General features: G+C 45.7%; 26 protein-coding genes and 1 pseudogene. 16 read left to right on the top strand and 11 right to left on the bottom strand.

Translation table 11 applies throughout. The annotated features are described in order from the left end of the window. Positions 1-9: 9 nt before the first annotated feature. Positions 10-348 carry a hypothetical protein gene (locus tag B5Z18_RS13535; protein WP_079469861.1) on the bottom strand — a complete coding sequence of 113 codons (339 nt, stop codon included), beginning with the start codon at positions 346-348 and terminating at the stop codon, positions 10-12. A 245-nt stretch (positions 349-593) separates the two neighbouring features. Here B5Z18_RS13535 and B5Z18_RS13530 point away from each other — a divergent pair, with 245 nt between their 5' ends. From B5Z18_RS13530 to rsgA, 5 genes are all read left to right on the top strand, one after another. Beyond that, complete coding sequence (locus tag B5Z18_RS13530; RefSeq protein ID WP_079469860.1) at positions 594-1,595, top strand: AAA family ATPase; 1,002 nt, start codon at positions 594-596, stop codon at positions 1,593-1,595. A gap of 60 nt (positions 1,596-1,655) precedes the next feature. After that, positions 1,656-2,522, top strand: coding sequence for a DUF58 domain-containing protein (locus B5Z18_RS13525; protein WP_079469859.1), 867 nt, complete (start codon positions 1,656-1,658; stop codon positions 2,520-2,522). 24 nt (positions 2,523-2,546) lie between these two features. After that, complete coding sequence (locus B5Z18_RS13520) at positions 2,547-3,542, top strand: hypothetical protein (protein ID WP_079469858.1); 996 nt, start codon at positions 2,547-2,549, stop codon at positions 3,540-3,542. 29 nt (positions 3,543-3,571) lie between these two features. Then, positions 3,572-4,582, top strand: a complete 1,011-nt coding sequence (locus B5Z18_RS13515) for a vWA domain-containing protein (RefSeq protein ID WP_079469857.1) — start codon at positions 3,572-3,574, stop codon at positions 4,580-4,582. A gap of 91 nt (positions 4,583-4,673) precedes the next feature. After that, complete coding sequence (gene rsgA, locus B5Z18_RS13510) at positions 4,674-5,609, top strand: ribosome small subunit-dependent GTPase A (protein ID WP_079469856.1); 936 nt, start codon at positions 4,674-4,676, stop codon at positions 5,607-5,609. Here the strand turns inward: rsgA and B5Z18_RS32510 are convergent, their stop codons facing one another. The 3 genes from B5Z18_RS32510 to B5Z18_RS13505 are packed head-to-tail and all read right to left on the bottom strand — an operon-like array spanning position 5,610 to position 6,498. Continuing rightward, positions 5,610-5,756: a hypothetical protein gene (locus tag B5Z18_RS32510; RefSeq protein WP_159454295.1), complete on the bottom strand. Its 147-nt coding sequence runs from the start codon at positions 5,754-5,756 to the stop codon at positions 5,610-5,612. A gap of 9 nt (positions 5,757-5,765) precedes the next feature. Further along, a complete protein-coding gene (locus B5Z18_RS32505) occupies positions 5,766-5,915 on the bottom strand; it encodes a hypothetical protein (protein ID WP_159454294.1) in 150 nt (49 codons plus the stop codon). Positions 5,916-5,961: 46 nt separating this feature from the next. Continuing rightward, the gene (locus B5Z18_RS13505; RefSeq protein ID WP_079469855.1) at positions 5,962-6,498 is read right to left on the bottom strand and encodes a gamma carbonic anhydrase family protein; all 537 of its coding nucleotides are present in this window, start codon (positions 6,496-6,498) and stop codon (positions 5,962-5,964) included. Between the two features lie 92 nt (positions 6,499-6,590). Between B5Z18_RS13505 and B5Z18_RS13500 the strand changes: the two genes are divergently transcribed. Next, on the top strand, positions 6,591-7,772 hold the full coding sequence (locus B5Z18_RS13500) for an aspartate aminotransferase family protein (RefSeq protein WP_079469854.1): 1,182 nt from the start codon (positions 6,591-6,593) through the stop codon (positions 7,770-7,772). Positions 7,773-7,789: 17 nt separating this feature from the next. Here the strand turns inward: B5Z18_RS13500 and B5Z18_RS13495 are convergent, their stop codons facing one another. Beyond that, complete coding sequence (locus B5Z18_RS13495) at positions 7,790-8,182, bottom strand: hypothetical protein (RefSeq protein ID WP_113965270.1); 393 nt, start codon at positions 8,180-8,182, stop codon at positions 7,790-7,792. Between the two features lie 10 nt (positions 8,183-8,192). Further along, positions 8,193-10,700 carry a DUF5686 family protein gene (locus B5Z18_RS13490; protein ID WP_079469852.1) on the bottom strand — a complete coding sequence of 836 codons (2,508 nt, stop codon included), beginning with the start codon at positions 10,698-10,700 and terminating at the stop codon, positions 8,193-8,195. A gap of 135 nt (positions 10,701-10,835) precedes the next feature. Between B5Z18_RS13490 and B5Z18_RS13485 the strand changes: the two genes are divergently transcribed. Genes B5Z18_RS13485 through B5Z18_RS13465 form a run of 5 tightly spaced genes read left to right on the top strand, consistent with a single transcriptional unit; the run spans position 10,836 to position 14,215 of the window. Then, the gene (locus tag B5Z18_RS13485) at positions 10,836-11,474 is read left to right on the top strand and encodes a hypothetical protein (protein WP_079469851.1); all 639 of its coding nucleotides are present in this window, start codon (positions 10,836-10,838) and stop codon (positions 11,472-11,474) included. Positions 11,475-11,482: 8 nt separating this feature from the next. Continuing rightward, on the top strand, positions 11,483-11,779 hold the full coding sequence (locus tag B5Z18_RS13480; RefSeq protein WP_079469850.1) for a winged helix-turn-helix domain-containing protein: 297 nt from the start codon (positions 11,483-11,485) through the stop codon (positions 11,777-11,779). A 54-nt stretch (positions 11,780-11,833) separates the two neighbouring features. Next, the gene (gene creD / locus B5Z18_RS13475) at positions 11,834-13,153 is read left to right on the top strand and encodes a cell envelope integrity protein CreD (protein ID WP_079469849.1); all 1,320 of its coding nucleotides are present in this window, start codon (positions 11,834-11,836) and stop codon (positions 13,151-13,153) included. 8 nt (positions 13,154-13,161) lie between these two features. Beyond that, the gene (locus B5Z18_RS13470; RefSeq protein WP_079469848.1) at positions 13,162-13,524 is read left to right on the top strand and encodes a diacylglycerol kinase family protein; all 363 of its coding nucleotides are present in this window, start codon (positions 13,162-13,164) and stop codon (positions 13,522-13,524) included. A 19-nt stretch (positions 13,525-13,543) separates the two neighbouring features. Continuing rightward, positions 13,544-14,215 (top strand): DUF1361 domain-containing protein, encoded by a 672-nt coding sequence (locus B5Z18_RS13465; RefSeq protein ID WP_079469847.1) that lies wholly within the window; start codon positions 13,544-13,546, stop codon positions 14,213-14,215. Between the two features lie 218 nt (positions 14,216-14,433). Here B5Z18_RS13465 and B5Z18_RS13460 read toward each other — a convergent pair whose 3' ends face one another. Then, positions 14,434-17,841 (bottom strand): hypothetical protein, encoded by a 3,408-nt coding sequence (locus tag B5Z18_RS13460; protein WP_079469846.1) that lies wholly within the window; start codon positions 17,839-17,841, stop codon positions 14,434-14,436. A 61-nt stretch (positions 17,842-17,902) separates the two neighbouring features. Here B5Z18_RS13460 and B5Z18_RS13455 point away from each other — a divergent pair, with 61 nt between their 5' ends. Beyond that, complete coding sequence (locus B5Z18_RS13455; protein ID WP_079469845.1) at positions 17,903-18,544, top strand: MBL fold metallo-hydrolase; 642 nt, start codon at positions 17,903-17,905, stop codon at positions 18,542-18,544. A 1-nt stretch (position 18,545) separates the two neighbouring features. Here the strand turns inward: B5Z18_RS13455 and B5Z18_RS13450 are convergent, their stop codons facing one another. The 4 genes and pseudogenes from B5Z18_RS13450 to B5Z18_RS13435 form a co-directional block, all read right to left on the bottom strand. Next, positions 18,546-20,081, bottom strand: coding sequence for an oligosaccharide flippase family protein (locus tag B5Z18_RS13450; RefSeq protein ID WP_143313568.1), 1,536 nt, complete (start codon positions 20,079-20,081; stop codon positions 18,546-18,548). Between the two features lie 78 nt (positions 20,082-20,159). After that, positions 20,160-20,543: pseudogene (gene arfB / locus B5Z18_RS13445) on the bottom strand (alternative ribosome rescue aminoacyl-tRNA hydrolase ArfB); the annotation flags it as partial. A gap of 142 nt (positions 20,544-20,685) precedes the next feature. After that, positions 20,686-21,141, bottom strand: coding sequence for a hypothetical protein (locus B5Z18_RS13440; RefSeq protein ID WP_079469842.1), 456 nt, complete (start codon positions 21,139-21,141; stop codon positions 20,686-20,688). A gap of 78 nt (positions 21,142-21,219) precedes the next feature. After that, positions 21,220-21,690: a hypothetical protein gene (locus B5Z18_RS13435; protein WP_079469841.1), complete on the bottom strand. Its 471-nt coding sequence runs from the start codon at positions 21,688-21,690 to the stop codon at positions 21,220-21,222. A 98-nt stretch (positions 21,691-21,788) separates the two neighbouring features. Here B5Z18_RS13435 and dtd point away from each other — a divergent pair, with 98 nt between their 5' ends. The 4 genes from dtd (at position 21,789) to B5Z18_RS13415 (ending at position 25,090) form a co-directional block, all read left to right on the top strand. Then, positions 21,789-22,241: a D-aminoacyl-tRNA deacylase gene (gene dtd / locus B5Z18_RS13430; protein ID WP_079469840.1), complete on the top strand. Its 453-nt coding sequence runs from the start codon at positions 21,789-21,791 to the stop codon at positions 22,239-22,241. Positions 22,242-22,278: 37 nt separating this feature from the next. Continuing rightward, entirely contained in the window at positions 22,279-22,608 is a 330-nt protein-coding gene (locus tag B5Z18_RS13425) for a nucleotide pyrophosphohydrolase (RefSeq protein ID WP_079469839.1), read from the top strand. 43 nt (positions 22,609-22,651) lie between these two features. Further along, entirely contained in the window at positions 22,652-23,593 is a 942-nt protein-coding gene (locus B5Z18_RS13420; RefSeq protein WP_079469838.1) for a YihY/virulence factor BrkB family protein, read from the top strand. A gap of 69 nt (positions 23,594-23,662) precedes the next feature. Beyond that, complete coding sequence (locus B5Z18_RS13415) at positions 23,663-25,090, top strand: glycine--tRNA ligase (protein ID WP_079469837.1); 1,428 nt, start codon at positions 23,663-23,665, stop codon at positions 25,088-25,090. The last annotated feature ends 99 nt before the right edge of the window (positions 25,091-25,189 follow it).

The following is a 25,189-nucleotide window of genomic DNA, read 5'->3' as shown; positions in this document are numbered from 1 at the left end:
AAAGGTGTATTAGGCTTCTTCATGACCGGCAAAGTAAGCAATTACGTGTTCTTTCAGAAAGGTTTCCTGTTCCATCATTTCCATTTTTGGAACGGGTTGTAACTCCTTGAAATGCGGCCATCCGTCTTTATCATAGCCATCCAGCTCAAAGTAGCCGCTCTGGCTCAACAGCGTGCATACGGCCACGTGCATCAGGTCCTGTTTCTGTTCTTTGGTATATTTCTTCTTTAAATTATTTATTTCATTTACGCCGATAAGGAACAGAATAGCTTCCATATTGGGCTTTTTACCAAACCTTTCGGTAAGCATATCTTCTACCGGTTTCCAGCGCTTCTCAAAATCTTCCATATTACTGTTGCTTTTAAATTGTTGACGTTTTGCCAACGGCTTATTCCCCGCAAAGGTACGTTATAGGGAAAAATATTATATAAATATGCCGGGCTTTATTAATTTAGGCAGCGCCATTGAATGATTATTAGCCGGAAATGAGCCATAGTGGCAAGTTTAACAGCATTTTAACGGCCCATTCACATAGTGATAAGTTTTATTTGACCAGAGAATGTTTATTTTAGCACACCTGAAAAATTATTAGCATGGAAAATACATCGTCCGACATCCGGCAACTGAATGAGAAGATTCACCAGGCAAGCGCCTTCGTGGACCTGCTCACAATGGAGTTAGGTAAAGTAATTGTTGGCCAGCGTTATATGGTGGAGAGACTGCTCATCGGTTTGCTGGCCCAGGGCCACGTACTGCTGGAAGGCGTACCCGGTCTGGCAAAAACATTGTCTATCAAGTCCCTGTCGTCCGCTATCAACGCAAAATTCAGCCGTATCCAGTTTACGCCTGACCTGTTGCCTGCGGATGTGATAGGTACCATGATCTATAACCAGCAGAAGAATGAGTTTGTAGTACGCAGAGGTCCCATCTTCGCCAATTTTATCCTGGCGGATGAGATCAACCGCGCCCCGGCAAAAGTACAGAGCGCCTTGCTGGAAGCCATGCAGGAAAGACAAATCACCATCGGCGATACTACTTTCAAACTGGACGAGCCCTTCCTGGTACTGGCTACCCAGAACCCGATTGAGCAGGAAGGTACCTACACCCTGCCCGAAGCACAGGTAGACCGTTTCATGCTGAAAGTGGTGATTGGTTATCCTACCAAAGAAGAAGAAAAACAGATCATCCGTCAAAATCTGAACCCGGAACTCTCCGCTCCTATCCGTCCCATTATCCATCCCTCCGATATTCTCGAAGCGCGTAAACTGGTAAGGGAAGTGTATATGGATGAGAAGATCGAAAAATATATTCTCGATATTGTTTTTGCAACCCGTAACCCGGAAGAATACAAACTCAATAAACTGAAACCGCTGATTGCATACGGTGGTTCGCCAAGAGCCAGCATCAACCTGGCCTGGGCAGCCAAAGCCTACGCTTTCATGAAGCGCCGCGGCTATGTGATTCCGGAAGATGTACGCAATATATGCTTCGACGTTATGCGTCACCGTGTAGGATTAACCTATGAAGCAGAAGCGGAAAATGTTACCAGCGAAAATATCCTGAGTGAAATCCTGAACGCAGTAGAAGTACCATAGCAGCTGAAAAGCTGCCGGACCGGGCATTTATTCGTAATTCGTAACTCAAAATTTTTCCCATTGGATACGGCTGAAATATTAAAAAAGGTAAGGCAGATAGAGATTAAGACGAAAGGGCTTACCAACCACATATTTGCGGGAGAGTACCATAGCGCCTTCAAAGGCCGCGGTATGTCGTTCAGCGAAGTAAGGGATTATCATTTTGGTGATGATGTGAGGTCTATCGACTGGAATGTAACAGCACGGTTCAACCATCCTTTCGTAAAGGTTTTTGAAGAAGAAAGAGAACTTACCGTAATGCTGCTGGTGGATATGAGCGAAAGCTCTTCCTTCGGTACCAAAAAGCAGGATAAACGTGACCTGATCACGGAACTGTGCGCTGTACTCGCTTTTTCTGCCATCAAAAATAACGATAAGGTGGGCGTTATCTTTTTCAGCGATGGGATGGAGAAGTATATTCCGCCAAAAAAGGGTAAATCGCATATTCTTTTCATCATCCGTGAACTACTATCGTTTACGCCTAAACGAAAAGGAACCAATATTAAAGAAACCCTGCGTTTCTTTAATAACGCTACAAAAAAACGCAGCATCGTTTTTATGCTGAGCGATTTCTTATCCGGAAATTACCAGGATGCCTTGAACATCGCCGCCAAGCGGCACGATGTAGTAGGCGTACAGGTATACGATCAGCGGGATAAAGACCTGCCCCCGGTAGGACTGATCCAGGTGGCAGACGCTGAAACCGGCGCTACACAATGGGTGGATACCAACGACCGCCGCGTGCGCCAGTATTATGAGCAGCAATTCCTGCAACATTCACAATATTGCAAAAATGCCTTTATGAAAAGTGGCGCAGAATTAGTGAGCGTACGTACCGACGAGGACTATGTGAAAGCACTGCAAACATTTTTCCTGAACAGGGCATAAGATTTAAAGGAGAGCAAATTAAACATGTATAAACAAGAAGTTATAAGGCGTATATTTTTATGTTGCATACTGGGGTTGTTATTTCCTTTCTCCCTGCTGGCACAGCAGGCCGTGGATGTAACCGCCAAAGCAGATACCAACAGTATCAGGATAGGTGAGCAGATAAAACTGCAGCTTACCGCTACGCTGACAGCGCAACAGTTTAAGGACGCTAACTTTAAAGTGCTCTTCCCGGTATTACCCGATTCACTGGACCATTTTGAAGTGGTAACCCGCTCCAATCTTGATACACTGGTAAACCAGGATCAGCATATCCTTCATCAGACTTTTACCCTCACCAGTTTCGACTCCGGCCATTGGGAAATTCCTCCCATGCGTTTTGAAGTTTTCAGCGGGGCCAACGCTACTCCCGATTCAGCCATTACACTGCCCATCGGCGTAGATGTAAATACCGTGGCGGTTGATACTACGAAAGCATTCAAACCTATTAAGGAAATAAAAGGCGTAGCCTGGAGTATCTGGGACTACTGGTTGTATATTGTAATAGGCGCCGCAGCTGTGCTGATCATCGGCGGCCTGATATGGTATCTGCGTACCCGTAAAAAACCGGAACCGGTTATAAAAACACCAACCGTTTCCCCGTACGAAATTGCCATCCAGGAGTTGAAAGCGCTGAAGGAAGAAAAGGTATGGCAACAGGGAGATATTAAACAATACTATACCCGGTTAACAGATATCCTGCGTACCTACTTTGAGCATCAGTTCAGCATTGCTGCACTGGAGCAAACCAGCGAGGAATTACTGCAGAATATTAAACCGGTGACTAAGCTGAACCAGCAAAGAGACAAACTGCGTTCCCTGTTGGCGATTGCGGATCTGGCAAAGTTTGCCAAATTGCAGCCAACGGCAGATGAACACCAGGAATGTATGCAGAAGGCCGAAGAAATCCTGGAGTGGACCAAACCGAAAACTGGTGCGGCAGAAGAAACCGGTACTGATGCCACTCTGGAGAAAGCATAAAGTCAGCATGGATCTTAATTAAAAAATTGATGAATTTTTCAACCTGGAAAAATATTGAATTTGCCTACCCGGTTTTCCTGTGGCTTTTGCTGCTGGTACCGGTGTTGATATACTGGTACTTTGCCCGGCGCAGGGGCCGGCAAAGTGTAATGATGGTATCTTCCATTGAAGGTTTGAAAGGACTGCCGGTATCCTGGAAAGTACGTTTCAGACCTTTGTTACTGGTGCTGCGTATCCTGGCGGTGATTGCACTGATTGTAGCACTGGCAAGACCACAAACTTCCAATACCTCTGAAAGCATCGACAGCGAAGGGATCGACATTGTAATGGCCATTGATATTTCCGGCAGTATGCTGGCGGAAGACCTGCAGCCCAACCGTATGGAGGCAGCAAAGAGAGTGGCCTCCGACTTTGTGGATAAACGCATCAGCGACCGTATCGGGCTGGTGGTATTTTCCGGCGAAAGCTTTACGCAATGCCCGATCACCACTGATCATGCCGTGCTGAAAAACCAGATCATGCAGGTGAAAAGCGGCATGTTGCAGGATGGTACGGCCATTGGAATGGGGCTCGCTACTTCAGTAGACAGGTTGCGTAACAGTCATGCTAAAAGTAAAGTGATCATCCTCCTTACAGATGGGGTGAATAATACCGGCCTGGTAGATCCGCTCACCGCGCTGGAAATAGCCAAGGCATTCAAGATCCGTGTATACACCATTGGCGTGGGTACCATCGGTAAAGCGCCGTTTCCTATGCCGATGTCTGATGGCAGCGTGCAAATGGTGATGCAGGATGTGCAGATCGACGAACCACTGATGAAAAAGATCTCAAAAGAAACCGGTGGTAAATATTTCCGGGCAACCAATACAGACGATCTGAAGAACATCTACGGTGAAATTGACCAGCTGGAAAAAACAAAGGTGGAAATTACTTCCTATAAACGTTTTGCAGAACATTTCTTCCTGCTGGCGATGATTGCGTTAGGCTGCATCCTGCTGGAAGTAGTGCTGCGGTATACGGCTTTCAAGAGCCTGCCATAAATAAACGGAGGGGAAAGCCTTCCCCTCCGCATACAACCTCCGTAAAACAAAATTCGCGTACCTTTGGTGATCTTATAAATATCCAAACGTATTGCAAGCAACAGTATATAAATCAACGGGAAGCTGGTATGTGGTTAAAACGGCCACTGGTGAAACATTTCAGGCGAGGATGAAAGGTATTTTCAAAAAGAATGAAGATATTACTTCTACCAATCCTATCGCTGTAGGCGATGTAGTGGAAATTGTGGAAGACGATAGCGATGCCAACGCCAAAAATGCCATGATAACCGAAATAGGCTCCCGGAAGAATTATATCGTGCGCAGTTCTCCCCACGGTAAAAACAAAAAACACATTGTAGCGGCTAATATGGACCAGGCGATGCTGGTGTGCACCGTAAAGGAACCCCGGACCTCGCAGGGCTTTATCGACCGTTTCCTGGTTACTGCGGCAGCCTATCACATCCCGGTGATACTGGTTTTCAACAAACAGGATATTTATAAAGAGAAGGAAAACGAAAAGTTTGAAGAACTGGAAGAACTGTACAGCAGTATCGGCTACCAGGTATTACTGATTTCTGCGGCGAACGGCAACGGTGTAGATACCGTGAGGGCGCTGCTGAAAGATAAAACCACTTTAATGGCCGGCCATTCCGGTGTGGGTAAATCTTCCCTGATCAATGTGCTGATGCCTGGCCTCGACCTGCGTACCAAAGCGGTGAGCGGTTGGAGTGGCAAGGGATTACACACTACCACTTCTGCTGAAATGTACGACCTGCCTTTTGGCGGTTGTTTGATAGATACCCCCGGCGTCAGGGAATTTGGGATCGTGGATATTCCCAAGCCGGAACTCTCCCACTATTTCCTTGAAATGCAACCTTATATCGCCCAATGCCAGTTTAATAACTGTTTGCATATCAATGAGCCCGGCTGTGCGGTGAAAGTAGCCGTAGAGGAAGGGCATATTGATGTAGACAGGTATGTGAGCTATGCTACCATCCTGGAAACCATTGAGGAAGAACAGTACTGATCAGCCTTTTCCGGGTTTACCCAATTCGTCCAGCACTTTTTCTGCTCCCCAGTTCCGTTTGGGTTGCGGACAGCCTTTTTTTTGTGTTCTGCAGGCAGTAAAGCCTATGATGATGGCCATCAGGGCCAGTGGGATAACTTTGCGCATAGGATAGGTTTAAAACAGGCGCATTTGTTTGCCTGCCTTACGGTTTTGTTGCTTTATTTCTTTCGTGTAGTAGTTGGAGGCAGGGCATCCTGTTTTCTGCGATGAACAGCTGGCAAACAGGATGCTTCCCAATATCAGCAGGCATACGGGTATTTTCATAGGAGGATATTTGCCTGCAATATAACATTTTTTTGTAAGATGATTATTAAGGCGCTTTTACTTCTTCTGCGTTCTGGTACCAGGACGCGTACATGCTGTAGTTTTTGGAAATGCGGTTAATTTCCCCGCTGATGAGGGCCATATCAATATCTTTCACTTTACGGGCAGGCACACCGGCGTAAATGGTGCCTGGTTCCACATGCGTATCGCTCAGTACAACAGCGCCGGCAGCAATGATGCTGTTGCTGCTTACACGGGCATTATCCATCACAATGGCGCCCATTCCTACCAGCACATTATCCTCGATAGTACAGCCATGCAGAATGGCATTATGGCCAATAGACACATTATTGCCCACAATCGTTTTGGTTTTCTGATAAGTACAGTGAATCACCGCACCATCCTGTACGTTCACATTTTCGCCGAGGCGGATGCTGTTTACATCGCCGCGAACAACAGCGTTGAACCATATCGTGCAACCTTTACCCATTACTACATCCCCTACTATGGTAGCATTGGGGGCAACGTAACAGTCTTCAGGAATTTGAGGAGTAACTCCGTTCAGTGGAATAATGTGCGCCATAATTAAATGTTTTAGTGCTTATGTTACAAATATAACAATTACTAATTAGCAGTTGTTTTCTAACTTCGCAAAGAACAGAGCAGTTTAGTGATATGAATAACAGGCAACTTTTTTTGCAGCACGTAGCGCAAACCTCCGACGCTCCTCTGGCATTGGAGATCGTGAAAGCGGAAGGCATGTATATGTGGGATGTAAACGGAAAAAGGTATCTCGACCTTATTGCCGGTATCAGTGTGTGTAACGTAGGACATTGCCATCCTGCTGTTGTAAAGGCTATACAGGAACAGGCGCAGCAATATATGCACCTGCTGGTATATGGCGAGTTTGTACAATCGCCGCAGGTGGCTTTTGCCAGCCTGCTTACCCAACATCTTCCGGAACAGTTAAACTGCGTATATTTTACCAATTCAGGAGCTGAAGCCGTGGAAGGCGCCATGAAGCTGGCCAAGCGGTATACCGGCCGCCCGGAAATAGCTGCTTTTAACCATAGTTATCATGGTTCCACACAAGGAGCGCTGAGTATCCTCGGGGATGAATACTGGCGCAACGCCTACCGGCCTTTGTTGCCGGGTATTCAACACCTGGAGTATAATAATTTTGAATCACTGGAACTGATCACTGAAAAAACTGCCGCCGTGATTGCAGAAAGCGTGCAGGCAGAAGGCGGCGTAATCGTGCCACAACGGGAATGGCTACACGCATTAAGAGATAAATGTTCCGCTACCGGCGCCTTGTTGATACTGGATGAAATTCAGTGTGGTTTTGGGAGAAATGGTACGCTGTGGGCTTTCGAACAATTTGGGATTGTGCCCGATGTATTACTGCTTGGTAAAGCCCTCGGCGGAGGCATGCCTTTGGGCGCGTTCATCGCCTCCCGTGAAATTATGTGGACGCTGACCAACAATCCTGTATTAGGCCATATCACCACTTTTGGCGGCCACCCGGTAAATTGCGCCGCGGGCCGTGCAGGCTTCCAGGCGCTGCTGGACCAGGACTTGTTGAAAGATGTGAATGCAAAGGGGCAGTTGTTCCTGGATCACCTGAAACATCCGGCTATTAAATCGGTGCGTTCATTGGGATTAATGATAGCAGTAGAGTTTGAAAGCTTCCCGGTAAATAAAAAAGTAATTGATTACTGCATCGATAAAGGAGTACTTACGGATTGGTTCCTCTTTGCCGCAGAATGTATGCGCATTGTGCCACCGCTGATTATTACCCCCGAAGAAATTAAATGGGCATGTAGCGTTATCTGCGAAGCAGCCGATAATATATAGTACCTGTTGGCTTTTATTCAGGAATTCAGCCGGCTTAAAGAAAGGGTAACACGTTTGGCAAACAGCTCTATGGCATCGTTTCCGAGGAAAGATAAATAGTAATAGTATTTGCCTTGTGCGGTTATTTCGTGAAGGTTATTGTTAAACTTAAACTGCCCCCGGTAAAAGCTTGTCAGCGAAGTGCTGCCGTTGCTTTTTTCGGGGAGAATGGTGAAACAGGTAATAGTGGTTTGATGAAATTCGAGAATGATTTTATAGTCATCATTAATAAATCTTAACTGTAATTTTTTCTCTGCTCCATCTAATTGCATTTTGATGCATTGATAGTCATTTTCCAGATCGTAAGAGCTGCCGTCTATTTCTCCCCGCAGTATACATTCAAACAGCGGGGTATGTGTTACATCTTTCATGAGCAGCAGGTTAAAACTGTAATTTGAAACTACCGAATACGCCAAAACGTTTGTTGGCAGGTTCTCCCGGTGTTACATCCGGTGTTACTCTCCAGATAAAATCTACCCGCAGGAATTTAAAAATATTTTCTATACCGGTACCCAATTCGAGGTACGGATCACCCTGTAATGTTTTGAATGCAAAACCGTTGTTAAGGTTCAGTTGTTTGTTGGATTCAGACAAGGAACCTATTACGCCTTTGGCAGTCCAGAACTGGCGCCATTTCAGTTTTTTAATTAATGGGATATAACCGAAGATACCATTGCCAATGGTATGTTCTACGTTAAAGCCTGCGTATTGATCGCTGATAAACTCAAAACGGTTCATCATGTTAAAAGCATACTTATTGTAGTAATAAATTTCGTTGCCGGGATGTACTTCAAGCGAAGTATAAGGTACGGTACCAAAAATTTTACCGCCAAAAACGTTATAGTAGAAAGAGCCGAAAGGCGGCAGCTTTACATAATCTGATACGCTGAGTGTGAGGCGCTGATATTGCTGTCCGCTGTTGGCTATGCCGGGTATGCCGGCAGCAAATTTCAGTTCCGCAATGGGGTATTTGCTACCCAAACTGATCCGGTAATAGTTTCCTTCCAGGAATTGTTCATGGAAGGCGTAGCGGAATTTCAGTTCTACTTCCATGCTGGTGAGCGGATCGCGGCCATTGGGCGCTTTCGGATAAAACGCAGCAGTAGGCAGCGGCTCGTAGGGTCTTACCTGTTTGTGCGTCAGTGATATCTGGTGGGAGAAACCGCTGTAATATTCTTTGAAGAATTCAAAGCGTTTTTCATTCACCATTAAAAATTTCTGCGGCACGCCATTTTTCCGGATGGCAAGGGTAAAGATGTTATCGGTACCTACTTCATCATAATAGTGCGTGCCATTGTCCAGGTCTTTCGTGAAAGACGCATACAGATAGGAACGCGGATGTCTTTTCAGCAGCCACAGAGCAGACATCTTCCCTTTATACACGTGATCTGAGAAGCCATAGGCCAGGTAGCCATACAGGTACAGATCTTTATGGAACTGTGGAGTGGTACCGAGGTCCAGTCTTAAACGGAAGCCTTCCAGCCTGTTTTGGGAAAACAGGTAATAGTAAGGTCCCCATTCAATAGGGCCAAAAGGTTTATAGCCGGTAGCCAGGAACCGGATGGTGTTTGAATAACTCCGGAAGAGCGGCATTTTCTGGAGGGTATCCACCATTTTATAGATGCCTTCTTCGTTTTTGCTGAGGTTTTCCGGGCGGTTGTCCATCCAGAAAGAATCTTTCCGGGCTCTTGCACTATCCAGCACCACCACATTTTCAGGAAATTTTTTATTACTGAAGATGTTGGTCGCGGCGGTATCATTCGTTACTACGTCATCATAAGTCGTGGTTTTACGACCTATGAAATCAAATGTTTTCCCCGGCTTGGGGCTTGGCGCCCAGAAGTCGGCAATAAATTTATCTTTATACAGGAACCAGGAGCTGTCGGGCAGTTGCCGGAATTCCTGTACCATACTGATTTTGCGGACGAAGTTAATGTTGGCGTCACGGGGCACCGACAGCGTAGTTTTCTGCACGGCATAGGTGGTATCATGTACCCAGATATCACCTATAAAAGTATTTTCTCCTTTGCGTTTAGGCGTGAAGTTTAGTTTAATAAACCGCTGGCTGTTTACGTATTGTGTATCTGCAATGGAGTAATCGTAATAGAAGGCGCCGTTGTGGTGAATGGGACTTACAAACTGTTTATCGAATACCGGGATGAAGTTGTCGTAAACATTTACATTCTGGTACATCCCACCCAGGAATTTGGTTACGCTTTCATTATCTATGCCGGAGGTCCGGGCAGCTTTGATTATTTCTTTCGTTTTGCGTGGGTTCGACTGGAAGTAGTAATCCGACAATGTTTCCGTGAGGAATATAGGCAGAAAAGGTTTGTCTTCAGAAGTACTGTCTATGTTATCAAGAATAAACGCGAAGGGTTTGGTGAAGCGGTTTCTCCCAAGTTTCTCTTTGTTGAGATTCTTCATATCCAGCTCCAGTTTATTATACACCTCGTATTTGTAGTTATCAAGGCGATTATAATTGTTCTCCGGTTTATGCTTAACAATCTGTTTAAGGAGAATGAGTGCCCAGTTTACGTTGGCTTTCACCTCGTATGTTTTCAGGGAAACATCTGAGCGGGTTACCTCAAAGTTGATGACCTGTTCTTTCTGTTCTTTATTAACTGGCAGTTTAAGGATGTTATATCCCATTACCCTTACCAGTAATGAATCTGATGGGATAACATTTAGTTCGAACAGGTATTTCCCTTCCGCGTTGCTAACCATACCTGTTTGGGTATGCACAAACTGAAGAGTGGCGAACGGAATGATTTCCTGTGAGTGCGCGTCTCTGACCACTCCACTAACCTTGTACTGCTGCGCCATCAAACCCGAACCCCAACCGCTTACGCCGATGATTATTGCTAATATTCTTTTCCAGCCAACCATATCTGACAACAATATTATATTATTTATTGCGATTCTGGACAATCACTATCCTTTAGGTAACGCAGTTATAACAAAAAATTATATTTTGTGATTCGGATTTTTCTATTAGCTTTGTATTGCAAAGTACTTTTTTGTATGACAGACCAACAACATCTGGAGGCATTAACAGACATTAAGCGGATGATGGAACGCAGCAGCCGTTTCATTTCGCTGAGTGGATTAAGCGGTATCTCCGCCGGTATCTGCGGCCTGATTGGGGCATTTATCGCCAATATGTGGCTGAATGAATATTATTTCAGGTGGAACACCACGGGGGTACATAATCATGAAGATTTCATCGTGCTGAAGTACCGGTTAATTGTTTTGGGATTCTCTGTATTAGCGGCGGCACTGATAGCGGGCACTTTTTTCACCTGGCGCAAGGCGAGAAAAAATAATTTACCCATCTGGGATTTAACCTCGCGGAAGGTGCTGATCAATACAGCGATTCCTTTGGCAGCAGGTGGTGCTTTTATAGCGGGTTTATTATTTAATCATCTGGAAGGACTGATAGCTCCTACCTGCCTGGTATTTTACGGGTTGGCCATTATCAATGCCAGTAAATATACTTTGCCGGATGTAAGGTACCTGGGAATCTGTGAAGTTGTTCTCGGTATACTTAATCTTTTCTATTTGAACTACGGTCTTTATTTTTGGGCTATAGGTTTCGGTTTACTGCACATCATTTATGGAACATTGATGTGGTGGAAATATGAACGGAAAGGGACAGTTTAATCAATCGCATGAACCCGATAGGTAACTTAAATAAGATTTTCGAGAGCCGTATACGCCTGGGCGTTATGAGTGTATTGATGGTGAACGAGGAAGTAAATTTCAACGATCTCAAACAGATGCTGGAAGTAACCGATGGTAACCTGGCATCACATCTCAATACACTGGAAGAAAACGGCTATCTCAAAGTGCATAAGGGCTTTATTGGCCGGAAAACCAATACGACCTATGCTATCACCGCGGCTGGCGAAAAAGCTTTCAAAGGCCATATCGCGGCACTTGAGCATATGATCAAATTCACTAAATAAATTTTTTTTGTCTTTTTACTTTGAAACACAAAGTGCTTTCTAAAAATAAAAAATATGGAACCTTCAACAAACGGATCTCCTTCTTTCTTTGACCGCTACGCCTACGCTATTAAAGCGATTATCATTTTTGTATTGATGCTGATACTACTTGTGCCGGCGGCCCTGATTCAAAACATCATCTGGGAACGCCGCGACCGGCAAAATGAAGCCACCCAGGAAATCGGCAGCCGGTGGGGAGGCGAACAGAATATTACAGGACCGGTGCTGGCCATTCCGTATAAACCAGGAACCAGCGAAGCAACCTATGTGTATCTCCTGCCGGATAGCTTACGGATCAACGGGGAGTTATTACCGGAGAAATTACACCGCGGTATTTTCAATGTAGCCGTATACAACGCCAGGTTGCAGCTGAGTGGCACATTTAACCGCAATGAGCTGTTGTCGCTCAATATCCCTCCTTCCGCCTTAGATTGGGAACATGCGTCAGTACTCATTGGCATCAGCGATTTACGCGGCATCGGGAACCAGGTACAGATGATGTGGAATGGTAAATCCTATGCGTTTAACCCCGGTTTGGTCAGCAAGGACCTGTTTGATAACGGGATCCAAACACCGGTATCAGTTACCCCCGGCGACGCCCTGGGCGGTAACTTCTCCCTGGAGCTGGGTATAAAGGGCTCCGGCCGGATCAGCTTCTCTCCCGTTGGTAAAACAACCACGGTAGGTATTAACTCCAGCTGGACCGATCCCGGATTTGACGAAGCCTTTCCCCCGAAAACCCGCAGGGTGGATGAAAAAGGTTTTGCTGCTACCTGGCAGGTCCAGCACCTGAACCGCAACTATCCCCAAAGCTGGGAAGGCAAAAAGTTTAACATCCACTCCGCTGATTTCGGGATTAAGCTGTTTATGCCTGCCGAAAGCTACCAGATGTCTATGCGGGCGGTAAAGTATGCCGTCATGATCATTGGGTTAACTTTTTTTGTTTTTTATTTTATTGAGCTATCACAACGCCGCGCCCTTCATCCATTGCAATATGCCCTTATCGGGTTAGCCCTTTGTATTTTTTATACCCTGCTCATCTCTATCTCAGAACAAATTAACTTTATGATGGCTTATGTTATTGCCAGTGTGCTCACAATAGGTCTGATTATTGCATATACGGCTGCTGCCTTTAAAAGCAGGCGCATTGCAGCCGGCATAGGGGCTACACTTACTATCCTTTATGGATTCATTTATGTGATTATCAGTGCAGAAGATCAGGCGCTGCTCATGGGAAGCTTAGGACTCTTTATCATCCTCGCCCTGATCATGTATTTCAGCACTACTATCAAATGGGATAAATTAGGACAGAAAAACACCAATATCCAGCAATAAAAACAAACATGGGAAACTCTTATATCAGCAAACGGTTGGCCAGCTTCGGATACGCATTTAGTGGTATTGCCGCTTTCCTGCGCAGTGAGCCACATGCGCGTATTCATGCCCTCGCTACCATTGTGGTGGTGGCAGCCGGTTGCTGGTATAAAATAGCAACGCCGGAATGGATTTGGATCATTCTCGCCATTACATTGGTGTGGATTACAGAAATGCTTAATACAGTTATAGAAAAAATAATGGATCATCTTTCGCCGCAGCTGCATCCCAAAGTGAAATTCATCAAGGATGTAGCGGCCGGCGCTGTACTGGTAGCGGCCATAGCAGCCGTTATTATCGGGGCTGTCATATTTATTCCCTACATATTTTAATTTGTCTAAAAGTAACCATATGCAATTGATGAGAACCATCCGTTTATTACAACATCGTATAGGCCGGTCGCGGCACCAATACACCCTGTATACATCTGTACTGTTCAGTATGGCGTTGCTCTTTTTTCGTGTAATGCATACCGGTAGCTATCTGCGGGTATCGCTGATCTGGAACCTTTTCCTGGCCTTTATTCCTTTCGCTATCACCGGCTGGATGGAAAAGCACCCGGAGCAAATTAAGAACCGGTATAACTGGTACGGCTGCTTCATTGTATGGTTGCTGTTTATTCCCAACGCCCCCTACATCCTCACGGATCTGTTCCATTTGTTCGACGGCGGCGTGCCATTGTGGTTTGATCTGTTTGTGATTTTCTCTTTCGCCTGGAATGGTATGATGTTCGGCTATATGTCTATCCGCAGCATGGAAAAATTGTGGGGCAACCGTCACAGCCGCTGGCCGGCATGGTTATTCACTTTCCCGGTAATGTTTCTCTGCGGAATGGGCGTATATATCGGCAGGTATTTACGCTATAACAGCTGGGATATTGTGAAAGACCCGCTTACCCTGTTGGGAGATATGAGGGATATTTTCCTGCATCCCGTGGAAAACCGGCATGCCTGGGCCTTTACCATATGTATGGGAATATTTCTGAGCCTGATGTACCCACTGGTGAAAAAGCAACATGCGTAGGATCGCCTTCGGCGATTTTAAATTGTCTTGGAGCAGGATTAGACTGATTATAATGATTTTGGGATTTTTTATAAAAGAAGAAGGGAGATAAAAGTGAGTATTCACTTCTATCTCCCTTCTTCTTTAAAATCAAAATATAATCAAATCAAAAAAATCAGCACAATCAGTCTAATCCTGCTCCAAGACAATTTAAAATCGCCGAAGGCGATCCCCTCCGTTTAGAAGTCAACGCCCATACCAAAGTACCAGATCGGGCTGCCTCTGAAAAATGCTACAGCAGGCCAGCCAGCATCCGCACGGAGGAAGTAACCGGCAATGGTGGTACGAGCACCAAAACCATAACCACCTACAAAGGGCCCGAGGAAACCTTCTTTGATACGGGTAGTTACACCCTGACCATCGTCATAAGTGGTGTAATTGGCATCTTTAAAGCTCAGCTTTTTATTCCAGGCAGTACCGATATCAATGAAGGAGGTAACCTGGAAATTGCGCAGGAATGCAGAGTTGATAGGCTTGTCGATGAAAGTGGCAAACACCGGTAAACGGAGTTCTGTATTCAACAACATCACATTATTACCATTTCTTGCATTCTGCTTGTAACCACGCAGGTTTTCAGCTAACGTCTGGAAAGCATAATTTTCTGTTAGGTTTACCGGGTTCTTTGTATTGATCTGCGGATTCAGCCAGTTGTCCACACCTCCCAGGTAATACAGCAGTTTGCGCGTGCCCCACGACATATCCATTGCAAAGCGTGTAGCCCAGATAAAGTTGCGGTAAATTTTTGTATAATGGCGGATATCCACTCCCATGTTATAGGTAAACCTGCCCTGTGCTGCAGCAGAAAGACCCGGATTGAATAACTCGTTCAATCCGCCGTTGGTCAGCTGTGCATTGGTTTCTCCATAAATTTTATAACGGGTACCATTCCAGATATTAATAGCCGGGTTGATCGTATTGTCGTATACGTATTCCAGGCGCATTAACGCGTAGGTCTCCTTGTAATCAGGGGCTATCAGCGCTTCTTTGTTCTCCGACTGTATCACCAGTTTATCGGTACGTATGCCTGCTGATAAACGGATACTCCTTACCTGGTCGAAAGGATATCTTATTTCGCCCTGGTAAATGTTGGTGATCATTTTGGTAGAAATAAAAGCGGAATCATTACCAGCTTGGTCACGGATAACAAATCCACTGCCTTTATCCACTTTGCGGTAGTAAGTGAATTTATAATCAAAGCGTTTCTTCAGGTAGTTGGCCGTAAAGAAATACTCCGATCCCTGCAGGGAAGAAGGAATACGGAAACCGCCGTTGAATTTCAGATCTTCAAACAAATCGCTTACCCCGATGCGGATTAACCCGTTCACCGGGTCGGTGAGGCGGATAGGGCCGCTTGGCGGACCGGTAAATGGCTGGTATTTATTTACCAGGATGGAGTTATCCAGTTGCAGGATCAGGTAATCGGAGGCGAATTTGAATTTATACGGGAACAGTTTCGATTTTTTCAGGGTAGATTCCTCGTCTCTTCTTTTTTCAAACAGCGACGGTTCATTTGCGGTAACGGCGTTGTTGCTGGTATCGGCCGGCTCGTTACCAAACTCGTTCTGGAAGAAATTGGGATGTGTACTCGTATCTTTTGACGGCGCCAGGTAGGTAGGCAAGCCTAAACGTAAACTGTCCGCATGCATCTGTGCTTTCCTGAAATTGGTGTTTTTTGCCGTTATATTCCTTTTCTTCAACACCACGGTATCTACCTTCAGCTTCATCAGGCGTTTGATATCTGCATATTGCACTACTTCCGATACTTCTCCCTTTTCCCCGGTAATCCTCGATTCCTGGATGCCGTAAGGATAGTTGGAAATAGGGAAAGTATAGGTAGAATCTTTGGTGATGGTGATGGCTTCTACTGAATCCGGGGCGGTAGAGCCATAGGCTGCCATCGCTGAATCCAGTTCTTCCTGGTCGGGATTATGAAGAATTTCAGAGCCTACATAGAAGAGGGAATCCACGCCATCAGCCTGCGACTTGAAGAAACCGGCATAACGGTTACGGATACCATTGGCATCGGACACAAAGGTAAAGTGAGTGGTATTGTACTGCATGGGCAGTTTGGCGTTGCCGTACTGCAGGTCGGTCAGCTGGGTGATCTGCTTTTCAGAGCTCCGGTTCCAGTTGTCCACCATGAAGATATTGAACGGGTGGTTCAGCAGGGAGGTATCGCTTCCTCTTCCTTTGGGGCCGGGCCTGTTGGAAGAGTAGAGAATACCGCTTTTGCCGGGGAATGCGGCAAAAGACGGGTCCAGGTCATCATACACGTCATTGGTGATCTGGTCTGTTTTAGAATTGCTGATGTTATAGGTAAAGATGTCGGTATGCCCGTTTTTCACGGCAGACAGTAACAGGGTATTTTCCTGTACCGGCATGTATTTAAAGTCGATGATCCGGTCAAACTGGTTCAGTTCCTGGCGTATAGTCGTGCGGGTGATGAGGTCATAGATCATCAGTTTTGTTTTGCCTTCGTGTTCGTATACAACGGCCAGGCGGTTGCCTTTGGTGTTCCATGCCATCTGCGGATAGTTTGGATCTACCTGGTTGGCCAGCTGCATTACACCGCTATGCAGCAATACCTTGGGCTTATTCCAGCCGAGCTGGATCTGTACGCGGTATACTCCTTTTTTGAACTCAACTACCGCGTAGGAATTATTTTTAGGATTCGGGTTAAAGCGGTAGTAATCGGCTTTGGGCGTAATTTCCTGGGCTACGATAGTACGGCCTTTGGCAGAAGTCTTTCTTCTGCGGTTATCTTCCTGGAATCTTTTCTGATAAAATACAAAGAAGTCTTTGGTGGCTTTCTTGGGTGTTTGGTTAAGTACCTGTTCAAAGCCTTTTTTCAGTCCGCGGTTAATACGGGTGATGTACATGAGGTAAGGCACGGCATCTTTGCCGTACTTGCTTTCCACATAGTACCAGAACGCCTGACCTGCCAGGAGGGTGTGGTCATAAGCGAGGGCGTTGAAGTTGCTGTACTTGCCGGACATGATGATGAGTTTTAGTTCTTCATCCTGTTTGGCAGTCCAGTTTTCGGCGGCATAGCCAATAAAGCCATCGGTGAACCATTTCGGGAAGTCGATCAGGGCGGCATTACCGGCAAATTCGCCGATATCTTCCCCAAACAGCAGGGTTTCCAGCATGATACGGGCTATCCCCTGCCGGATCTGGCGGCGGAGGTTTTCGTGGTTACCGTCGAAATAAACGATCATTTTGTTGCCCACCAGTTTGGTCACCCCTCCTGTATTCTGCCAATCCACGCCAATACCGATATTGGACTGCTTCATTTCCCCGAAAGAGTTGTAAACCACAATATTAATACGCTGTCTGGGGTTGGATTCCATGAACTGTTCCAGCTGGGGTAATTCCTTTTCGGCTACCTGGGCGGCATACTTACCAAGTTCCAGCCCGTTCTGGGCGAAATAGGTGTTGAAATGCCGGCTTTGATAGTATCTCCACTTGAAGTTCTTGAACTGCACACGATTTTGTCCGAATTCTACTGTATTGGTCTGGGCCTGGGATACTATCGTTCCAAGTAATAGGGTACCGTGGAATAATAACCGGGTAATAAATCTGTTCATACAGAAAGTATTGATAATATTGTGATCTGTTTTAAAATTAGCCTAAAAAAATCGGGTTACAATGATTGAAATACAACAATTCACTTTTGGTCCACTACAAGAAAACACTTTCCTGCTTATTAACGGAAAAAAGGAATGTATAATTATAGACCCAGGGTGTTATTTTCAGGACGAAAGAAAAGAATTATTACAATATATACAAACACACGGGTTAAATGTTATAAGATTATTGAATACGCACTGCCACTTTGATCATATATTCGGTAATAAGCTCGTATCAGATACGTATAAAGTGCGCCCGGAGTTTCATGAACTGGAACAGCCGGTACTGGACAATTCCCAGCGTGCTGCGGGGATGTACAACATTCCGTTTGATCCCTCCCCCGAGGCAGGCCGTTACCTGGCAGAAGGGGAAAAGATCCTTTTTGGCACCGATGAACTAACGGTGTTGTTTACCCCGGGCCATTCTCCGGGGAGTGTAGCCTTCTACTGTCCTGGTCAGCATTTCGTGATCGGCGGTGATGTGCTGTTTTACCAGAGCATTGGCCGTACCGATCTTCCGGGAGGCAATCATGCCACTTTGCTGAAAAGTATCCGTGAACAAATGTTTGTATTGCCGGACGAGGTAAGGGTGTTCCCGGGTCACGGACCAGCCACCACTATCGGTTTTGAAAAGAAACACAATCCTTTCCTGGTGGATTAGCTTACACTTTAACGAACTTCCCGATTACCGGTAAGCGGGCAAACTCCTTCTTCTCCATACGGAAAATGAACCAGGCATAGGCAGCAAAGAAAGCCGTTGCCACTGCGAGAGGAAGGGGTTTGGGGGCGTAAATATCTTTCGGCGACAGCACCGTCGAGTTAAGCCAGTTGAATACATAGTAAATGCCTGTAGCCAGCCCCATGTAGGTAATTAATTTAGGGAGATGGTAAGGGATGGGGTAATACTTCTGCCCCCATACATAGCAGATAACCATCTGTACAAAATAGCACACCATAGTGGCCAGTGCCGCGCCATAGTAGCCCATCACCGGTATCCACCAATAATTGAGCAGGAAGGCCAGCACGGCTGTGATGATCGTAATCACCGCGCCGGTTTTGGTGCGGTCGGTGAGCTTAAACCAGATAGTGAGATTGTAATAAATGCCCAGGAACATGTTGGCCAGCAGCAATACGGGCACAATACGCATCCCCTGGTAGTAGAAAGGCACGCGCAGGAAGGCTTTCCAGATATTCAGGTAAAGACTTACAAACAGGAACATGAAGCAAAGCATGATCACAAACAGCTTCATGATCCGGGCATACATTTTCCTCGGATCGCCGCTTTCCGCCTGTTTAAAGAAAAAGGGTTCCGCCCCTAACCGGAATGCCTGTATGAACATGGTGATCAGGATGGCCAGTTTATAATTGGCACTGTACAGGGCAATTACTTCTTTTTTGGCCTCCATGTTATCGCCCGGGAGGAACTGGGGTAAAAACCAGGCCCTGTCGAACGTTTCATTGACCATACCCGCCATTCCCACTACGATCAGCGGAAGGGCGTAGTGCATCATTTGTTTCCATAAACCGGCATCAAACTTCCACTCTATTTTACGGATCTGGGGGAGAAACAGTACCAGGGTAATGGCGCTGCCCAGCATATTGCTCAGGTAAATATACCCGGTCTGATCGCTGCCGCTTTGGAGGTCCGGCAGCCAGTGATGGCCGGCGGCATAGAGTTTCGGACAAATGACCAGGAAGAAAATATTGAAAAAGATGGTAGTAACTATCCCGGCTATACGAATTGTGGCGTATCTCATGGGCCGTCCTTCCAGCCGCAGCTGTGCGAAAGGAATGGCTGTGAGCGCATCAAAAGCCATCAGCAGCACTACATAGGTATAGTAGGTGGGATGCCCGTTCAGGCCCGCCAGCTCCCCGGCGTAGGAATTAATGACCGGCGATCGCAGCAATAGCAGTAAAATAGTAATGCTGATAGTGGAAAGCAGTAGGGAAATGGTGGAAGTGCCCAGTACATGCGCTTTGTTCTCCTTTTTGGCGAAACGGAAAAAGGCCGTTTCCATGCCATAAGTCAGCACAATATTGGCAAACGGTATATAGGCGTATACGTTGGACATCTCCCCGAATGATGCACGGGTTAAGATGGTCAGATAAAAGGGAGTAAGGAAATAATTGAGCAGTTTGCTCACTATGTTACTCAATCCGTAAAATACCGTTTGTCCTGCCAGGTTCTTAATACTCAATTCCCAAATATTTTGACGCAAATTACGAATTACGGATTACGAATCGCGGATTTGTGAGGATTGGCCGGTGGCTTGTGTTTATTCAAATCCTCCTCTCCGTTGCTGCTTTTTATCGGAATGCCTTTTTTTCGACTGGATGCGTTTTTCCCTGGCGGCTTTGGACGGCCGCGTAGGTACGCGCTTTTTGCGCGGTATCAGCGCTTTGCTGATCAGGTCATTCATTTTGGAGATCACTTCCTGTTTGTTGCCCAGTTGTGTGCGTTCAGTCTGGGACTTTACCTGTAGCAGGCCGTCTGCGTTGATGCGGTTCTGCAACTTCTCCATCAGCACCGTTTTTTGTTCCGGGGTTAACAGGGCGGAAGCCATGATATCGAAATAGCCTTCCACCATCGTTTCCACCTTATTCACGTTTTGTCCGCCGCTGCCACCGCTGCGGGCTGTGCGGAACGTGATTTCGGGGGTCACATTGATATTCATCTTGATTTAATTTATAATATAAAAAATGTCTCAGGAAGCGCAATTTATTACAAATTACGGCGAATACGCGCTGTTTTTACCGGCGGCAGCGGTTTCCGCCGGTAAAAACAGCAGCTTATCACGACATTTATAAATTATAAGGGATCAGGTAAGTATTGGCAGAATCCCGTGGCACAGGAACGGGGTTGTCGTTCAACTGCAAACTGTATATTTCAGTACCGCAACAGCCAACTGATCTTGTCAGGAAATTCAATTTATCCAGGGTAGTCTTAGCTGGCCGGCCAACACGCAGGGTTTGAGGACCTATCACATAAAAATATAACACAGCGGTATTACGGGGTGTGTCTATCACCTGTTTCACCTGTATGACAGTATCCTGCATCAGAATTTTGATACTATCCAATGGTATGCGGGCATAAGGGCCATAAACAAGATCACGGCCGGTTCCGGGTTCTACCAGTTTGAATTTACAAACAGGCGCCATATAATCACACACAACACCTTCACAGGGATTTTTCTCTGAAGAAGTGGTACAGGCTGCGAATAAAAGTATGCTGATAAACAGGTAACAGATACGGGTCATAGAACGATGATTTTGGTGATCGTTAAACGTAAGTAGTGCGTGATATGTTACAGATACATGAACCGTTGGAAGAACAGACTAAAAATCCAGTGGTATCCTGTATACATAGGTACTGGCCCCCAGCTTTATTACTGTTTTATCATTCAGTATCACCTGTGAAAGCAAAGGGCTGCAGCAGGTTTTGGTGAATTGATAAGTAACCTTAATAATCGTGTCTTTTCCAGGTTTACCTATATACAGGTATACCGGTTCTTGCAGGGGAAGTTCTATTATCTGCCTTTCCGGCGTCCAGCCCGGCCTTTGTTCAATGGGGATAAAAGTGGCATCCCCCGGACCTTTATATTTAACACTGTCTGGTGATATAGTGGCATCCGGGCCATACACCAGGTCTTGCTTATTAGCAGGGTCCATCAGCCTGATCATTGCAACGGTAGGATGCAGGGTGTCGCCTTCACAGGAAATTCCTTCACAGGGATCCGCCAGCTTATCATCGTTACAGGCTGTTATCAATATCGCTAATAACAGTAAAAAGGTAAGGGGCCTGAACATATATTGAGTGATTTTGGTAAAAATTAAAACGATGCACCTGTCCTAAAGTTACAGATACAAACGATTTGCCTTAATTTTCCGGCGTTAAATGAAAATCCATGAGAGCAGTTATACAACGCGTCAGTTCCGCGTCCGTTACAGTAGACGGCGCCGTAACCGGTGAAATCCAGACGGGCCTGCTGGTGCTGCTGGGTATTGAAGATATTGATACGGAAGAAGATATTCAGTGGCTGAGTGCTAAAATAGTGAATCTCCGGATCTTTAACGACGATGAAGGAGTAATGAATGTATCCGTGAAAGATGTTCACGGCGATATTTTGCTCGTAAGCCAGTTTACCCTGCATGCCTCTACCAAAAAGGGAAACCGCCCTTCGTATATCCGTGCCAGTAAGCCGGATGTTGCCATCCCGTTGTACGAAAAAATGATCGTGCAACTGGAACAGGATATGGGCACCACCATTCAACGGGGAATTTTCGGTGCTGATATGAAAGTGGCGTTGTTAAATGATGGTCCTGTTACGATCATCATAGATTCGCACAACCGGGAATAAGGTCAATCCATTATCTTTAATAAATAAAAACTAATCCATGACCATTCAGGAAGCCCAGCAAAAAATTGATAACTGGATCAATACCACCGGTGTACGTTATTTCAGTGAGCTCACCAACATGGCTATCCTCACGGAAGAAGTGGGGGAAGTAGCCCGTATCATGGCCCGTAAGTACGGCGATCAGTCGTCGAAGGAAAGCGATAATAAAAAGCTGCTGGCAGATGAACTGGCTGATGTGATGTGGGTACTGCTTTGTATTGCCAATCAAACCGGTATTGATATGACGGTAGCCCTGGAAAAGAATTTTGAGAAGAAGAATATCCGCGATGCGCAACGCCATCATAACAACCCTAAATTAAAATCATAATACAGCCTGCATACTTTTTGTTTACTGTTACTAAAATGCTGCTATGAAAAAACCGAGCAAGCTTAAAATCATCTGGCAGGTACTGAAGCAGTCCGGTATTGATTTTATAGATGATAAAGTAATGAAGCTCAGTGCCGCACTGGCCTATTATACCATCTTTTCCGTGGCTCCCATGCTGATCATTATTATCTATTTATGCGACCTGTTCCTGGGGAGAGACGCCATCGAAGGAAATATTTACGGCCAGATCCGTGGGCTGGTAGGTAATGATGCGGCAATACAGATACAGGCCATGATTAAAAATGCTTCCCTTTCCGGCGATATGAGCTGGGCCACTATGGTAGGGTTCATTACGCTGATCATTGGTGCCACCGGGGTGTTCGCAGAAATCCAGGACTCTATTAACTTCATCTGGCGGCTGAAATCAAAGCCTAAAAAAAACGGCCTGTTGCGGATGATACTGAACAGGTTGTTGTCTTTTTCACTGGTAGTAAGCCTCGGGTTCATTTTGCTGGTGTCGCTGGCCATCAACGGTTTGGTGGAATTATTCTCCGCCCTTGTGGTGAGTTTTCTTCCAGGGAAGATTACATCAGGCATCCTCTTCTCGCTGGCCGATTTTGTAGTGCCGTTTGTGGTGATCGCTACCTTGTTTGCTATCATCTTTAAAGTGCTGCCCGATGCCCGGATCAAATGGAAAGATGTACGTGTGGGCGCCATTGCCACCGCTATACTTTTTATGATCGGTAAGTTTGCGATCGGTTATTATCTCGGCGCCAGCAGGGTCAGCTCTACTTATGGCGCCGCCGGATCCATTGTTATAATCCTGTTATGGGTATACTATTCCGCAGCTATCCTGTATTTCGGGGCTGTATTTACCCGCAATTATGTACAATATTTCGGCGCACAGATTTATCCCAATGATTATGCGGTTTGGATCAAACAAATTGAAATTCCTCACGAGCCGGAGGTAGTTCAGGAAGGGTAATCATCAGCTTATAAATTATTTAATAATCGCATACGTATTTTCAAAATAGCCCTTTATCTTTGCGCCACTATGTCTACAGATCAGAATAAATTCCAGGCGATCATATCGCATTGTAAAGAATATGGTTTTGTTTTTCCGTCCAGCGAAATTTACGATGGACTCAGCGCCGTATACGATTACGGTCAGTATGGTTCAGAACTGAAGAAAAACATTAAGGATTATTGGTGGAAAAGCATGACCCAGTTGCACGAGGATATCGTAGGGATCGATGCCGCCATCTTTATGCATCCTACTACCTGGAAGGCATCCGGACACGTGGATAATTTCAGCGACCCGATGATCGATAACAAGGATAGCAATAAACGCTACCGGGTAGATCACCTGATTGAAGGTTATGCAGAAACACTACCACAGGAAGCCGGCAATGCCCTTCTGGCACAGATGGATGAACTGCTGAAGGAAAATGACTTCGCAGGTCTTAAAACACTGATAGAAAGCAACAAAATAAAATGCACGGTAAGCGGTACTTCCAACTGGACCGATGTACGTCAGTTTAACCTGATGTTCTCCACCCAGCTGGGTAGCGTAACAGATGAAGCCAGCGAAATATACCTGCGTCCGGAAACGGCCCAGGGTATCTTTGTAAACTTCCTGAACGTACAGAAAACCGGCAGAATGAAAGTGCCGTTTGGTATTGCGCAGATTGGCAAGGCTTTCAGAAATGAAATTGTAGCCCGCCAGTTTATTTTCCGTATGCGTGAATTTGAGCAGATGGAAATGCAGTTCTTTGTACGCCCCGGCACCCAGCAGGAATGGTATGAGAAATGGAAAGAAGAACGTATGCAGTGGCACCTGAGCCTCGGCATCGATCCTGCAAAATATCATTTCAAAGACCATATCAAATTAGCGCACTATGCAGATGCCGCCGTAGACATTGAATACGAATTCCCATTCGGCTTCAAAGAAGTGGAAGGTATCCACTCCCGCACTGATTTTGACCTGAAACAACACCAGGAATACAGCAAGAAGAAAATTCAGTACTTCGATACAGAAATCAATCAGAACTATGTGCCTTACGTGATAGAAACTTCTATCGGTTTGGATCGTATGTTCCTGCTCACTATCTGTAATGCTTATGCAGAAGAGGATCTGAGCACAGCGGAGAAACAAGATAGCCGCGTGGTATTGAAGTTCCCGCCTAAGTTAGCTCCTATTAAACTGGCGGTATTTCCGTTGACGAAAAAAGATGGTTTACCTGAAGTGGCGAAACTGCTTATCAACGAATGCAAGCAGCATTTTCATTGCTACTATGAAGAGAAAGATAGTATCGGTAAACGTTACCGCCGTCAGGATGCCATTGGTACGCCTTTCTGCGTAACCATCGATCATCAGACGAAAGAAGATGGTACGGTTACCATCCGTCACCGCGATAGCATGGAGCAGGAACGCATTCCGCTGTCTGAAGTGAAAGCACTGGTATTAAGTAAAATCCTCTAGTAATATATAAGGGCTACAACCGTTGTATTTAGTATAAGCACTCCTTTATGCCTATACGAATACTTATAACTGTTGCAGCCCTTTTTATTTATAGTTCCC

It is taken from the genome of Chitinophaga ginsengisegetis, from assembly GCF_900168065.1.
GTDB lineage: Bacteria > Bacteroidota > Bacteroidia > Chitinophagales > Chitinophagaceae > Chitinophaga > Chitinophaga ginsengisegetis.
This window is presented reverse-complemented; position numbering and strand designations above follow the sequence as displayed.

Bases quoted from the DNA above. Each gene is read 5' to 3' on its own strand.
- B5Z18_RS13535 (WP_079469861.1), bottom strand. From the start codon at position 348: ATGGAAGATTTTGAGAAGCGCTGGAAACCGGTAGAAGATATGCTTACC.
- B5Z18_RS13530 (WP_079469860.1), top strand. From the start codon at position 594: ATGGAAAATACATCGTCCGACATCCGGCAACTGAATGAGAAGATTCAC.
- B5Z18_RS13520 (WP_079469858.1), top strand. From the start codon at position 2,547: ATGTATAAACAAGAAGTTATAAGGCGTATATTTTTATGTTGCATACTG.
- B5Z18_RS13515 (WP_079469857.1), top strand. From the start codon at position 3,572: ATGAATTTTTCAACCTGGAAAAATATTGAATTTGCCTACCCGGTTTTC.
- B5Z18_RS32510 (WP_159454295.1), bottom strand. From the start codon at position 5,756: ATGCGCAAAGTTATCCCACTGGCCCTGATGGCCATCATCATAGGCTTT.
- B5Z18_RS32505 (WP_159454294.1), bottom strand. From the start codon at position 5,915: ATGAAAATACCCGTATGCCTGCTGATATTGGGAAGCATCCTGTTTGCC.
- B5Z18_RS13505 (WP_079469855.1), bottom strand. From the start codon at position 6,498: ATGGCGCACATTATTCCACTGAACGGAGTTACTCCTCAAATTCCTGAA.
- B5Z18_RS13500 (WP_079469854.1), top strand. From the start codon at position 6,591: ATGAATAACAGGCAACTTTTTTTGCAGCACGTAGCGCAAACCTCCGAC.
- B5Z18_RS13495 (WP_113965270.1), bottom strand. From the start codon at position 8,182: ATGAAAGATGTAACACATACCCCGCTGTTTGAATGTATACTGCGGGGA.
- B5Z18_RS13490 (WP_079469852.1), bottom strand. From the start codon at position 10,700: ATGGTTGGCTGGAAAAGAATATTAGCAATAATCATCGGCGTAAGCGGT.
- B5Z18_RS13485 (WP_079469851.1), top strand. From the start codon at position 10,836: ATGACAGACCAACAACATCTGGAGGCATTAACAGACATTAAGCGGATG.
- B5Z18_RS13480 (WP_079469850.1), top strand. From the start codon at position 11,483: ATGAACCCGATAGGTAACTTAAATAAGATTTTCGAGAGCCGTATACGC.
- creD (WP_079469849.1), top strand. From the start codon at position 11,834: ATGGAACCTTCAACAAACGGATCTCCTTCTTTCTTTGACCGCTACGCC.
- B5Z18_RS13470 (WP_079469848.1), top strand. From the start codon at position 13,162: ATGGGAAACTCTTATATCAGCAAACGGTTGGCCAGCTTCGGATACGCA.
- B5Z18_RS13465 (WP_079469847.1), top strand. From the start codon at position 13,544: ATGCAATTGATGAGAACCATCCGTTTATTACAACATCGTATAGGCCGG.
- B5Z18_RS13460 (WP_079469846.1), bottom strand. From the start codon at position 17,841: ATGAACAGATTTATTACCCGGTTATTATTCCACGGTACCCTATTACTT.
- B5Z18_RS13455 (WP_079469845.1), top strand. From the start codon at position 17,903: ATGATTGAAATACAACAATTCACTTTTGGTCCACTACAAGAAAACACT.
- B5Z18_RS13440 (WP_079469842.1), bottom strand. From the start codon at position 21,141: ATGACCCGTATCTGTTACCTGTTTATCAGCATACTTTTATTCGCAGCC.
- B5Z18_RS13435 (WP_079469841.1), bottom strand. From the start codon at position 21,690: ATGTTCAGGCCCCTTACCTTTTTACTGTTATTAGCGATATTGATAACA.
- dtd (WP_079469840.1), top strand. From the start codon at position 21,789: ATGAGAGCAGTTATACAACGCGTCAGTTCCGCGTCCGTTACAGTAGAC.
- B5Z18_RS13425 (WP_079469839.1), top strand. From the start codon at position 22,279: ATGACCATTCAGGAAGCCCAGCAAAAAATTGATAACTGGATCAATACC.
- B5Z18_RS13420 (WP_079469838.1), top strand. From the start codon at position 22,652: ATGAAAAAACCGAGCAAGCTTAAAATCATCTGGCAGGTACTGAAGCAG.
- B5Z18_RS13415 (WP_079469837.1), top strand. From the start codon at position 23,663: ATGTCTACAGATCAGAATAAATTCCAGGCGATCATATCGCATTGTAAA.